Source organism: Streptomyces sp. NPDC006332 (genome assembly GCF_040612855.1).
GTDB lineage: Bacteria > Actinomycetota > Actinomycetes > Streptomycetales > Streptomycetaceae > Streptomyces.
Genome location: NZ_JBEXRA010000008.1, coordinates 75,838 through 89,231, shown reverse-complemented (window position 1 = coordinate 89,231; position 13,394 = coordinate 75,838). Strand labels below are relative to the sequence as shown.

The 13,394-nt window shown below is 71.9% G+C and carries 6 protein-coding genes; 5 read left to right on the top strand and 1 reads right to left on the bottom strand.

All coding sequences use genetic code 11. The features are described 5' to 3' along the window. Positions 1-242 precede the first annotated feature (242 nt). The 5 genes from ABZ027_RS10060 (at position 243) to ABZ027_RS10040 (ending at position 8,902) form a co-directional block, all read left to right on the top strand. Positions 243-2,933 carry an NPCBM/NEW2 domain-containing protein gene (locus ABZ027_RS10060; RefSeq protein WP_356766517.1) on the top strand — a complete coding sequence of 897 codons (2,691 nt, stop codon included), beginning with the start codon at positions 243-245 and terminating at the stop codon, positions 2,931-2,933. A gap of 422 nt (positions 2,934-3,355) precedes the next feature. Next, positions 3,356-4,300, top strand: coding sequence for an ABC transporter ATP-binding protein (locus ABZ027_RS10055; RefSeq protein WP_356766285.1), 945 nt, complete (start codon positions 3,356-3,358; stop codon positions 4,298-4,300). Further along, entirely contained in the window at positions 4,297-5,661 is a 1,365-nt protein-coding gene (locus tag ABZ027_RS10050) for an ABC transporter permease (RefSeq protein ID WP_356766283.1), read from the top strand. The genes ABZ027_RS10055 and ABZ027_RS10050 overlap by 4 nt, the downstream gene beginning before the upstream one ends. Before the next feature lie 4 nt (positions 5,662-5,665). Continuing rightward, positions 5,666-8,422: a bifunctional YncE family protein/alkaline phosphatase family protein gene (locus ABZ027_RS10045; protein ID WP_356766281.1), complete on the top strand. Its 2,757-nt coding sequence runs from the start codon at positions 5,666-5,668 to the stop codon at positions 8,420-8,422. 159 nt (positions 8,423-8,581) lie between these two features. Further along, on the top strand, positions 8,582-8,902 hold the full coding sequence (locus tag ABZ027_RS10040) for a hypothetical protein (RefSeq protein WP_356766279.1): 321 nt from the start codon (positions 8,582-8,584) through the stop codon (positions 8,900-8,902). Between the two features lie 5 nt (positions 8,903-8,907). Here the strand turns inward: ABZ027_RS10040 and ABZ027_RS10035 are convergent, their stop codons facing one another. Further along, on the bottom strand, positions 8,908-13,329 hold the full coding sequence (locus ABZ027_RS10035; RefSeq protein ID WP_356766277.1) for a cation-translocating P-type ATPase: 4,422 nt from the start codon (positions 13,327-13,329) through the stop codon (positions 8,908-8,910). Positions 13,330-13,394: the final 65 nt, after the last annotated feature.

Sequence of the window (13,394 nt, the reverse complement as noted above, 5' to 3'; positions counted from 1 at the left end):
CCGGTCACGGCATCGCCGCCGTCTCCGTCGACGGCGGCACCCCCGTCGACGTCGACCTCTACAGCACCACCCGCACCGGCGACGCCGCCGTGTGGACGAGCCCCGCGCTGTCCGACGGCCCGCACACCTTCACGCTCACCTCGACCGGCCGCAAGAACGCCGCCTCGAGTGGCACCGCGGTGACCGTCGACCGGATCGACTTCGTCGGTGAGGCACCCGTTCCGGGCGACACCGACGTCGCGGTGGACGGCGCCGGCACCGGCCGCACCTTCGACGGCATCGGCGCCATCAGCGGCGGCGGAGGCAACTCCCGGCTGCTCATCAACTACCCCGAGCCGCAGCGCAGCCGCATCCTGGACTACCTCTTCAAGCCGGGCTACGGCGCCGCCCTGCAGATGCTCAAGGTGGAGATCGGCGGGGACACCAACTCCACCGACGGGTCCGAGCCCAGCATCGAGCACACCAAGGGGACCGTGCACTGCGACAGCGGGTACGAGTGGTGGCTGATGGAGCAGGCCAAGAAGCGCAACCCGAACATCAAGCTGTACGGCCTGGCCTGGGGCGCCCCCGGCTGGATCGGCAACACGTCCAACTCCGCGGGCGGCGGCGACTTCTGGTCCCAGGACATGATCGACTACCTGACCAGCTGGCTGGGCTGTGCCAAGCAGCACGGCCTGGACATCGACTACCTGGGCGGCTGGAACGAACGCGGCTACGACATCCCCTGGTACGAGAAGCTGCACGCGACGCTCGCCGCCAAGCATCTCCCGGTGCAGATCGTCGGGGCCGACTCGGGCCTGGACGTCGCGGACGACATCACCAAGGACCCGGACTTCGCCAAGGCCGTCGACGTCGTCGGCGTCCACTACCCCTGTGAGGGCGGCGACGGCGGCAGCGCCAACACCTGCAACAGCTCGGCCACCGCCCAGGCCACCGGCAAGCCCCTGTGGGCCAGCGAGAACGGCTCACTGGACGAGAACACCGGCGCCGGCGCCCTGATCCGCTCCATCACCCGCGGCTACCTCGACGGCAAGTTCACCGCGTACCTCAACTGGCCGCTGCTGGCCGCGATCTACCCCAACCTGCCGTACAACACGGTCGGCCTCGCGGTGGCGAACCAGCCGTGGTCCGGGGCGTACGACCTCGGCACCAGCCTGTGGACGACGGCCCAGGTCACCCAAGTCACCAAGCCGGGCTGGACGTTCGTCGACAAGGCGAGCGGCTACCTCGGCGGGGACCGTACCAACGGCAGCTACGTCACCCTGAAGGCTCCGGACAACTCGGCGTACAGCACCATCCTGGAGACCTCCACCGCGAGCAGCCCCCAGACCGCCGACTTCACGGTCAGCGGTGGACTGCCGACCGGCACGGTGCACGTGTGGGCCACGGACCTCAAGGGCGGCAGCTCCGGCGGTTTCGTGCACACAGATGACGTGACCCCGCAGGACGGGCACTTCTCCGTCACCCTCAAGCCCGGATACGTGTACTCCCTGACCACGACCACCGGCCAGGGCAAGGGCACCGCCGTCAGTCCGCCGCAGGGGCACCTCGCGCTCCCCTACAAGGACTCCTTCGAGCAGGACACCCCCGGGCGGGAGGCGAAGTACCTGTCCGACATGCAGGGTTCCTTCGAGACCGCGCCGTGCGGGGGCGGACGCTCCGGCCAGTGCGTGCGACAGATGGCCGCACAGCAGCCCATCGAGTGGCAGGACGACAGCGACGCGTTCGCCCTCCTCGGCGACACCGACTGGAAGAACTACACGGTCAGTTCGGACGTCTACCTGGAGCAGGCCGGCACGGTCGAGCTCCTCGGCCGGGCGGGCGAACAGCAGCGGCCGCAGTCCCACCAGGCGGGCTACTTCCTGCGGGTCTCCGACACCGGTAAGTGGTCGATCGTCAAGAGCGACACCAGCGGCCGGCTGGCCACCCTCGCCGACGGCACCGCCAAGGCCCTCGGCGTCAAGCACTGGCACACACTGGGCCTGAGTTTCAGCGGCACCACGATCACCGCGAGCGTCGACGACAAGCCGATCGGCGCGGTGGACGACTCCGCGTACGCCTCCGGGCAGGTCGGTATCGGCGTGGTCGGCTACCAGACCGACCAGTTCGACAACCTCAGCGTCACCCCGGTGAAGAAGGCGGCCCCGGCCCCGGCCACCCTGGCCGCGGACCTGCCGTCGACGATCCACCGAGGCGAGTCGGCGACCCTCAAGACCACGTTCACCGTCCCCTCGTCGGGCGACACGGTCTCCGGCCTCATCCTGCGGCCCGGCGCCCCGGACGGCTGGACGGTCGCCGCCACCACACCGACGACCTTCTCGAAGGTCACCCCGGGGCACTCGGTCACGGCGAGCTGGACGGTCACCGCCCCCACGGCCCCCGCCACGCCGGTGTCCGAGACCTTCTCGCCGCTCGCCACCTACGTCCGCGACGGGGTGCAGCACTGGACGTACGGCACCGCGAAGACCGAGGTGCCGATCCCGCCGCCCACCGGGAGTCCCTATCTGAGCGACCTGTCGTTCGTCTCCAGCAGCAACGGCTGGGGTCCGGTGGAGCGGGACACCTCCAACGGTGAGCAGGCGGCAGGTGACGGACTGCCGATCACGATCCGCGGCACCGTCCACGACAAGGGCATCGGCGCGCATGCCAACAGCGACGTGGCGTTCTTCCTCGGCGGCAACTGCAGCAAGTTCACCGCCACCGTCGGCATCGACGACGAGGTCGCCCCGTACGGCTCGGTCACCTTCTCCGTGACCGCGGACGGCCACACCCTGACCACGAGCCCCGTCCTCACCGGCACCTCACAGCCCCTGGCGCTGGACGTCGACGTGTCAGGTGCCCAGCAGTTGGACCTCGTGGTCTCGGACAGCGGCGACGGCAACGCCCACGACCACGCGGACTGGGCCGACGCCCGGCTCACCTGCGCCGGATAAGGAGGAGCGGAACGACCCCGAGCGGGCGGCGGCCTTCACGGCGCCGCCCGCTCGGCATGCCGTCGGCGTGCTGTCGATGTGCCGTCGGGGGGACGCGCGGTGCGGGGCGAGCGACGACCGCGATCGGGTGAAGGGCTGAACTGGTGGAACAAACGGCCTGGATAATTCGATCAGACTCACCACATCCACGCTTTACTCAATTCTGGTTCGCCGCTGGCCAATTCATGCACGTGGATTTGCCGACGCCTTACTCCGGAAGGGTTTGAGCGGCGATTCCGTGCCCACACGTGCGGAGCATACAAGCAGGTCATCGGCTCGACGGCGGCCGGATCTCCTGCCGTTCCATCAACGTTCAATCGTCCGTTCCTGCTGGCCCCCCAAGAAATCCCTAAGGTCCCTGAAGGCTTCGAAAGTAGGGACCCATGGACAGACCCCTTTCCATCCGGGCGCGCGGGATCACCAAGTGCTTCGGCGATGTCGTCGCCCTCGACGGCATCGACCTGGATGTGACGCAGGGCCAGATTCACGGTCTGGTCGGACCGAACGGCGCGGGCAAGACCACACTGCTCGGCCTCCTGCTGGGCCTGGCCGTCGCCGACAGTGGGCGGCTGGAGATCCTGGGTACGCCGGTCGGACGGGCGCTCGCCGCTCCCGACGGTGTCGCCGGCTTCGTTGACGGGCCCGGTCTCTACCCCTCGCTCACCGCCAGGCAGAACCTGGCCGCGCTGGCGCATCTTCGCGGGGGTGACGGGCGTACCGCGGGAATCGACGAGGTGCTCGACCAGGTCGGGCTCACCGAGGTCGCCGACGACCGGGCCCGCGGTTTCTCCCTCGGCATGCGTCAGCGGCTCGGGCTCGCCGCCGCCCTGCTCACCAGGCCCCGGCTGCTGGTGCTCGACGAACCGTCCAACGGCCTCGACCCGGTCGGCAAACGGCATGTGCACGGTGTCCTCGACCGGCTCGCGGCGGACGGAACCAGCGTCGTGCTCTCCAGCCACCGCATGGACGACCTCGAGGCGCTCTGCTCGGAGGTCACCATCCTCGCCACCGGACGGGTCGTCTTCTCCGGGCCGCTGGGCAAGCTGGCCGCCGAGAACCGAGAACTCGACTACCGGTTGCTCACCTCCGACGCGCGGGCCGCCCGCGAGGAGGCCGCCGACACCGCCGGGATCCACCTCGTCGACGGCGCCGGAGCACGGCCGGCCACCGGCGAGGGGCTCGTCGTCCGCGCGCAGGTGCCCGCTCTCGACGACCTGGTGCGGCGGCTCGTGCAGGCGGGCGTCGCGGTGCGCGAACTCACCCCCGTGGTGTCGCCGCTGGAAGCCGCGTTCCTCGCCCTCACCGAGCAGCAGGAGTCGGACAGATGACCGCGACCACCGTCGACACCCATGCCACCGACGCCGGTACCGGCCGCGCTTCCGTACTCCGCGGCTACCGCTTCGAGTTGCTCAAGCTCGTGTCGCAGTGGCGGATCCGGCTGCTCGTCCTCGCCTGCTGGATCGCCCCGGCGCTCTTCGTCGCCGCGGTGAGCCGGCAGAGCGCGCTTCCCTCCGACACCCTCTTCGGTCGCTGGATGCACGCCACGGGGTGGGCCGGACCGCTGGTGATGCTCGGTTTCGCGGGCACCTGGGCGCTCCCGCTGCTGGTGTCGGTGGTCGCGGGCGACGTGTTCGCCTCCGAGGACCGGCTCGGCACCTGGCGCCATCTGCTCGTGGCGGTCAGGTCGCCCCGCCGGATCTTCGTGGCGAAGGCACTGGCCAGCCTCAGCGTCATCCTGCTGCTGGTGGCGGGGCTGGCCTGTTCCAGTGCGCTCGGTGGGGTCGTGGCGGTCGGCAGCCATCCGCTGGTCGGCCTCGACGGTCACCTGCTGGCTCCGTCGGACGCCGCCGGGAAGGTCCTCCTCGCCTGGGTCTGCGTGCTCGCGCCCACCCTGGCTCTCGCCGCGATCGGACTGCTCGGGTCGGTCGCGCTGGGCCGTTCCCCGATGGGACTGCTGCTGCCGGCACTCGTCGCGCTGGCGATGCAGGTCGCCCAGATGCTGCCGCTGCCGGTCGCGGTACGCCTCGCCCTGCCCAGCTACGCCTTCATCGCCTGGAACGGCCTGTTCACCAGCCCGGCGCAGGTCCGCCCGCTGCTGATCGGCATCGTGGTCAGCCTGGTGTGGGCCGTGCTCGCGACCGCGCTGGCCTATGTCCTGTTCCTGCGGCGCGACTTCACCAGCCTGACCTACGACGGCTCCGGGCGCCGCGCGATCACCACCGGACTGCTGCCGCTGGTCGCGCTGGTCGCCCTCACGGTCACGGTCGTCGCCGTGTCGACTCCGTCCGTGGGTTCCGGGATCGGGCAGGTCAAGGTGCAGCGGTCGGTCGCCACGGCGTTCGCCCACCTCTACCGCCAGCAGACCGAGCAGCTCCGCCGCCCGGCCTTGACCGAGGCCCAACTGCGGGCCACCGCGGCGTGCGACAAGAGCGCCGGCCACGTCACCGCCGAGGGCCCGGGCAACGACTGGCGCTGCGTCGTCTCCTGGCACCTCCCCGGCGTCGAGGCCGTCGGCACGGCCGTCTACCAGCTCGACGTCACCTCCGACGGGCGGTTCGTCGCCGACGGCGACGGGCCGAAGGAAGTGAACGGCTACTTCCTGGTGCGGACCCCGGTCGGGGACGCACCGAACCCGCTGTGGCAGTTCGACGGCAACGTCGAGCTGCTGTCCACCACCCCGAAGGGATAACCCCATGCAGGTAAGACGCCGCCGCAGGCGTGCTGAAGAGAAACGTTTCGGCTTTCTCTTCGGACGCCTCGGCCGCCGTACCCCCCTGCTGACGGCCGGCACCACCGCCGTCGCCCTCCTCGCCGCCGGCACCGCCTTCGCGCAGACCCACCAGTTCGGCACCGACCAGGTCGGGCAGGACACCGATCAGGGCCAGGTCATCTCCAGCGACCAGTACCTCGCCCCGTACGGTGACCGCCTCGTCATCAACAGCGGCAAGATCATGTCGTCCTCGGTGAGCCCGGACGGGACCCATCTCGCGGCCTCGGTCACCGACGGTGGGAGCGCGCTGTCCATCGTCGACCTGAAGACCTGGAAGGTGCAGCAACTCGTCGGCACCGCCGCGTCGTCCACCCCGCGCATCAGCGGCAACGACGTGGGCCAGGAAGGCCCCACGTACTCCCCCGACGGTTCGCAGTTGTGGCTGGGCCAGACCGACGGGTACACCAGGTTCACGGTGAACCCGGACGGCAGTGTCGCCAACCCGACGTCCGTCAAGATCCCGGCGGACGGGACGAAGCACGCTCTGGTGGGCGAGGCGGTGTTCTCCGCCGACGGTTCCACCGTGTACTCCGCGGTCAACGGCCAGAACCGCGTGGTCGCCATCGACGCCGCGAGCGGCACCATCAAGCAGAGCTGGGCCGTGGGCAACGCCCCGCGCGACCTGGTCGAGGTCGGCGACAAGCTCTACGTCAGCAACGAGGGCGGACGTCCGGCGAAGCCCGGCGACACCACCATCAACTCGTACGGCACCCAGGTACCGGCCAGCCCGGTGACCGCCGCCACCACCACGGGCACGGTCAGCGTCATCGACCTGGCGAACGCGTCGGCCGCCGTCAAGAGCATCAACGTCGGTCTGCACCCGACCGCGCTGTACGCCAAGAAGAACGCGCTGTTCGTCACCAACACGGCCACCAACGACGTGTCGGTCATCAACACGGCGAACGACAAGGTCGTGCAGACCATCGCGACGCAGCCGTGGCCGGAGGCGTCGGTGGGCTACGAGCCCGACGCGGTGACCCTCACCGGCGACGGTCACCTGCTGGTGACGCTGGGCCGCGCCAACGCGGTCGCCGTCTACCGGTACACGAGCCCGCAGGAGCCGGTGAGTTACGTCGGGCTGCTCCCGACGGACTACTTCCCCGCGGAGATCGCCACCGTCGGCAACCAGGTGGTCGTCTCCAACACCCGCGGCATCGACGCCCGCCGCCCCACCACCAGCGCCGGGCACGGCACCCACGACACGACGTCGAGCCTGGAGCGGTTCACGCTGCCGAGTGACAACGTCGTCAAGTCCCAGACGGCCAAGGTCTTCCAGCAGAACGGCTGGACGGCCGGCTCGGTGACTCAGGCCACGGGCGCGAGCCACGCGCAGCCGGTGGCCGTCCCGCAGCGGCTCGGCGACCCGTCGACGATCAAGCACGTCTTCCTGATCGTCAAGGAGAACCGGACCTACGACCAGGTCTACGGTGACATCCCGCAGGGCAACGGCGACCCCTCGCTGGCGGAGTTCGGCGAGAACGTGACGCCGAACCAGCACGCGCTGGCCGAGCAGTTCGGGCTGTACGACAACACCTACGACATCGGCACGAACTCCGCCGAGGGCCACAACTGGCTGATGCAGGCCGACGACCCGGAGTACACCGAGTCCTCGGCCGGTGAGTACCAGCGCAGTTACGACACCGAGGACGACGCCCTCGGCCACCAGCGGACCGGTTTCCTGTGGACCGGCGCGCAGGCGGCCGGGAAGTCCGTGCGTGACTTCGGTGAGTTCCAGCAGTTCCTGACCAAGCCGGCGGACGCGAGCTGGCAGAACCTGTACTGCGACTCCAAGAACATGGCGGCGACCGGGCAGGACACCGCGTACCCGCTGAACTCGTCCTCGCCGATCCCGTCGCTCAACAACGTGTCGGTGCCCGGCTTCCCGAAGTTCGACACCAGCGTCCCGGACGTCTACCGGGAGCAGATCTGGAAGCAGGACTTCGAGAAGAACGGTCCGGCGAACCTGAACATGTTCTGGCTCTCCAGCGACCACACCGGCGGCCCGGCCAGCGCCCCGGCCCAGGTCGCCGACAACGACCTCGCCACCGGCCGGATCGTCGACGAGATCTCGCACAGCAAGTACTGGAAGGACTCGGCGATCTTCGTCGTCGAGGACGACTCCCAGGCCGGCCTCGACCACGTCGACGGCCACCGTGCCCCGATCCAGATCATCAGCCCCTGGGCCCAGCACGACACCGTCGACAACCACTACTACTCGCAGATCACGATGATCCGGACCATCGAGCAGATCCTCGGGATCCACCCGATGAACCAGAAGGACAGCGCGGCCAGCCCGATGCGTGGGGCGTTCACCTCGCACCCGGTCTACACGCCGTTCACGGCGCTGCCCAACCGGACCCCGCTGACCGACGGCCTGAAGACCCCGCCCACCTGCGGCGTGGACACCCCGGCACCGCAGGACCCGAGCGCGGCGGCCGTGCCGTCGGCGAAGGTGCCGGCCGACGAGCAGGCGCTCGCCGCGCAGTGGGACACCTGGAAGTCGAAGCAGCACCTGACCGGCCCGAACGCCGTGCCCGATTACGCCAATCCCGCGCAGATGAACCACCTCACCTGGTACCAGACGCACAACTGGAAGAAGCCGTACCCGGGCGAGGACAAGATCTTCGCGCCGAAGGACGTGCCCGGCGCCTACCTCCCGTCGTCGGAGTCCGACGGCTGACGCAGGCTGATCGCCAAGGGGCCCCTGGTCTGCGTCCGCGCAGGCCAGGGGCCCCGTCTGCTGCTCACTCCGACGTCCGCGGGCCCGGGAGCCCGCCACGGACATCCAGTAAAATCTATGACAAACACCCCACACGCTTCCGACGGAACGGACAGCGCCATGACCGCATCAGCCGGCGCCATACGGCAGCCCCGCCCCGTTCAGTCCGGTGCTCCGGACGCGGACTCCAAGGACCAGGGTGCCCGCGCGGCGGCGGACGTGGCCGTCGCCCGCAACTCCCTGGTGATCGACGTATGCGGCAAGAAGCTGGAACTGCCGCCGCCGGACCACCTCGCGTTTCTCGCGGGTCTTGGCGTGCTCACCGCGCTGGAGATCATGGAATGGCCGGTGGCCGTCGCCATAGCCGTCGGGCACAAGCTCGCCCACAGCCATCACGGCCGCGCGCTGCGCGAGTTCGGTGACGCCCTGGAAGAGGCCTGAGCCCTTCAGAACCAGGCGCGCACCCTGCTGACCGGCGCGGGCAGGAAGAGGGAACTCACGGTCGCCGCCGCCGCGGCGGACAGGGCGATGGCCCAGGCGACGGGGCCGAGGGGGGTGCAGCCGAAGAAGTGGCTGAGACCGGGGGTCTGGACGACGACGGCCAGGGCGGCCAGGGAGCCGAGCGCGGAGACGAGGATCGCCCGGCTGCGACCGCCCGCCAGGAGCGTCTGCCCTAGCTGCGCGCCCACGAGCGCGACCAGGGCGACCGTGCGTGCGCGGGCCACGCGCCCGGTGAGCCGGGCGGCGAGCCAGCCGGTGGTCGCGCCGAGGGTGGTGGCCACCGCCCGTACGACGGTCTCGTCGGTGAGTGCCGTGCCCAGGGACGACTCCGGGCCTTCGTGGAGCAACCGCTCGGCCGTCTCGGGGCGGGGTGGGCGCAGCGCGACGGCGATGGCCGGGGCCAGGTCGGTGAAGAGGTTGACCAGCAGCAGCTGCCGGGCGGTCAACGGCGAGGTGCCGGTGGCGGCGGCCCCGAGGACGGTGAAGGCGATCTCGCCGAGGTTGCCGCCGACGAGGATCGCGAGGGCCTGTCGTACCGAGGCCCACATGGCGCGGCCCTCCACGAGGGTGGCGAGGACCGTTTCCAGCCGGTCGTCGGTCACGACGAGGTCGGCGGCCGCGCGTGCGGCCGGTGTGGCGCGGGTACCGAAGGCGATGCCGATGTCGGCGAGCCGGATCGCGGGGGCGTCGTTGGCGCCGTCGCCGGTCATGGCCACGGTCCTGCCGAGGCGCTGGAAGGCCTGCACCACCCGGACCTTGTGGACGGGCGTGCCGCGGGCGACGACGCCCACCTCGGGCAGCAGTTCGTCGAGGGCACGGTCGTCGAGGGCGTCGAGTTCGGCGCCCGTCACCACCCGCCGCCGGTCCAGGACACCGAGGTCGGCGGCCATGGACGCGGCCGTCCCGGGATGGTCGCCGGTGATCATGACGATGTGCATCCCGGCGTCGGCCAGCTGCCGCACCGCGTCGGCGGCGGTGGGGCGCACCCGGTCGGCGAACGCGAGGAAGCCGAGGAAGTCCAGTCCGGTGACGGCCTCCTCGGTGAGCTCGCCGTCGGAGCCGTCATCGGACTTTCGCTCCGCGACCGCCAGGATCCGGTGGCCCTGGGCCGCCAGTTCCTCACCGGTCGCCAGGATGCCGTCCCGGCCCGCCCCATCAAGCGCCTGGCCGCCGCGGGTGTCGCACCGGCCCACCACCTCTTCCGGTGCCCCCTTCACCGACAGCATCCAATTGCCGTCGCCGCGGCCCCGGACCGCGTGGAAGCCGCGGCTGGGCTCGAACGGGAGCTCGGAGGTGCGCCGCCAGCCCGGCGCGGCGTGCGCGCGGTCCACGCCGGCCTCCTCCGCTCCGGCGGCCACCGCGCTGTCCGTGGCGTGTACGAGTCCGTGGCCGCCGTCCGCGCGGGGCGTGGCCCGCAGGGCGGCGGCGAGTACGGCGCGCTGGGGCGCCGCCAGCTGTTCGAGGGGGCGGCTGTCGCCGTCCGAGGAGACGCCGACGAGGGAGATCCTGCCGTAGGTGAGGGTGCCGGTCTTGTCGAAGCACAGCACATCGGTGCGGCCCGCCGCCTCGATGGTCCGCGGGTCCCGTACCAGGGCGCCCTGGGCGGAGAGCCTGCGGGCGGCGGCGAGTTGGGCCGCGGAGACGAGGAACGGCAGCCCTTCGGGAACGCTGGCCACCGCCAGGCCGACGCCGGTGCCGATGGTGTCCCGCGCGGGGCGCCCGCGCAGCAGGCCGGCCGCCATCACCGCCGCGGCCGAACCGAGGGCCACCGGCAGCGTGGGCCGGGTGATCCTGGCCAGCCGCCGCTCGACGCCGACCGCCGGTGCGGCGCCCCGTCCGGCCACCGCGGCACGGCCCGCCTCGGTGTCCGTGCCGGTCGCGACGACCACCGCGCGGCCACGGCCGGCGGCCACTGTGGTGCCCTCGTAGACCATGGACGTGCGGTCCGTCAGGTCCGACGCCAGGACGGGGGCGACGTCCTTGGCCACCGGCATCGACTCGCCGGTCAGTGCCGACTCGTCGGCCTCGAAGTGGTGCGCCTCCAGCAGGCGGCAGTCGGCGGGCACGACGTCGCCGGTGGTGAGGGCGACCACGTCCCCCACGACCAGGTCCTCGGCCGGGACGGTGGTTTCCGCGCCGTCCCGCACCGCCCTGGCCATGACGGACGACTCACGCCGCAGCTTGGCCACCGCCTGGTCGGTCGAATGCCGCTGGACGCCTCCGATCAGTCCGGAGAGGGCCGTGACCCCGACGATGAGGGCGGAGTCGAGGACGGCACCCACCGCCGCCGACAGGGCCGCCCCGGCGCCGAGGATCGGGGTGAGCGGGTTGGCCATCTCCGTGAGGTAGGCCCGGGCCAGTGACGAGGTCCGTACCCCTTCGCCGGGCGCGGTGACGCGCGTCCGGGCCTCCTCGGCGGTCAGCCCGCCCTCCTCGCCACCGGTTCTGTCGAGCACGGAGGACGGGTCCATCGCGTGCCAGGGGTACCGGCTCGCAGCCCGCGGTACGGGGCTGCGCAACACGCGCAGCGCCGACCAGACGCCGGTCGCGGTACCGAGCGCGGCGGACGCGTTGACCGCCATCATGCTGCGGGCCGCCGGGCGCCGTGGCCGTCCGGCCAGCGCCGCCGTCGCGCCGACCACCGCCGACGCCTGCGCGAGCCGGACCCCGCGGTGCGCCGCGTCCCGCGCCGCACGGCACGCCTCGACGATGACGACGGCCGCCGCCGCATCGGGTGCGACGTACAGGTCCGCGCCCCAGGGCGGCGCGCCGTCCGGGCTGGTGACACCCACCGCGACGTCGGCGGCCCGTAGCGCGCCGCGGTGCCGTGAGACCAGCAGTACGCCGGTCCCGTCCCGCTGCAGGGCGCGTACGGATCCGGGCAGCCGGTCGCCTCCGTCCAGCACGCCGTCGGCCTCCCGTACCGCCGCGTCCGCCGTGTGCCGGCCCGCGACGAGGACGGCGAGTCCGGCTCGGCGGGCCGCCGGGACGAAGGCGCTCGCGGCGTCGTGGAACTCCGGCACCACACCGGCCAGGGCCACCACGCGGTGGTCCTTCGCCAGGCCGAGCACGAGGTGCGCGCCGCCCAGCCGGAGCCGGTCGCCGGCCGATGTGACGGCGGATGCGACGGCGGAGTCGTGCGGGGACAGGTCGTCGACCGGGCCCAGCGCCCACGGGCCGTCCCGGCGCACGCGGTCCGGGGTGGAGGCGTCGAAGAGCCGGTGCGCGGTCGCGGCGAGTTCTCCCGCCGACGCGCCGTCGTCGCCGTCGGCGTTGTCGGCGTTGTCGGCGTTGTCGTGGTCATCGATGGAGACGAGATCGGCGAGGAGGTATCGCCCGGTCGCCAGGACATCAGTGTCGAGGAGCACGGCGCCGATCCGGTCGAGCCCGCGCAGTGCGGCGGGCCGTGCGACGACGGTGCCGCGGCGGGCCAGGCCCCGGCCCAGGGCGCAGGCGAAACCCTCGCGGGCCAGTGACGGCGCCTTGGGGATCGCCGCCAGCGCCCCGCTCGCGGCCCGCATGGGGTGCCTCGACACGAGGAGCAGTCCGGCGAAGGTGGCCGCCGCCACGCCGGCCGCCTGATCCGCGTAGCGTTCGACCGGGCTGTCCTTCAGGGGCACCTCGCGTGCCGGTGCCGAAGCCGGGGCGCCGGTGGAGCCCGCCGCTCGTGCGGTCCCGGTGAGGCGGGGCTCGGCCGCGGCCCAGGCGGCACGCTCCGCGTTCGCTTCGAGCACCCGCAGGCCGTTGCGGACGGCGTCCACACCGCTTCCGAGGAATCCGCCCGAGCCGATGTTGCCCACGACTGCCAGCCCGCCGATGAGCGCACTGGCGTTCCGGACACCCACCGCGTTCTCCACCAGACGGCGCAGCCGGGGCTGGGTGTCGATCAGGGGAGCCAGCGACGCGACGCCGGCCGGGATGGGGGTGCGACGAGCAAGCGCCAGCGCGGTGGCCACGGGGACGACGGACACATGCAGGGCGACGGCCCACGCCGCCCGTCGGACCGGCCCACCGGACAGCGGGTGCTCGGGCAGCGGCCCGTCGAGGCCGAGTTCCGCCTCCACCGCCTCCACCGCGCCGGTCAGTGCGCGCACGGTCTCCTCGGCGTCCGGCGGGCCCTCCGTACCGACGACGGCGTGCTCCAGGACGGTGTTCGTCACGACCCAGCGCACGCACCCAAGGGCCGCGAGCCGCTGCTCGACCTCCCGCGCCACCCTCTCCACGTCGGCGTCGCCGCGCTCCCCCAGCCCCCGGACGGCGATGTGCGCCCGCTCGTCGAAGAAGCGGACGCGTGGCTCGGTGCCCGCGAGCGCACCGGCCGCGGACGAGGCGACAGCACGCAGCAGTCCGCTTCCCGGAATCCGCACCGTGTGTCACCCGCTTCCCAGCGTCACGCTGTCCATCGATGTGTCTCAGGGACCCCTAATACTGC

Coding starts and splice junctions, on each gene's coding strand:
- ABZ027_RS10055 (WP_356766285.1), top strand. CDS start 3,356: ATGGACAGACCCCTTTCCATCCGGGCGCGCGGGATCACCAAGTGCTTC.
- ABZ027_RS10050 (WP_356766283.1), top strand. CDS start 4,297: ATGACCGCGACCACCGTCGACACCCATGCCACCGACGCCGGTACCGGC.
- ABZ027_RS10045 (WP_356766281.1), top strand. CDS start 5,666: ATGCAGGTAAGACGCCGCCGCAGGCGTGCTGAAGAGAAACGTTTCGGC.
- ABZ027_RS10040 (WP_356766279.1), top strand. CDS start 8,582: ATGACCGCATCAGCCGGCGCCATACGGCAGCCCCGCCCCGTTCAGTCC.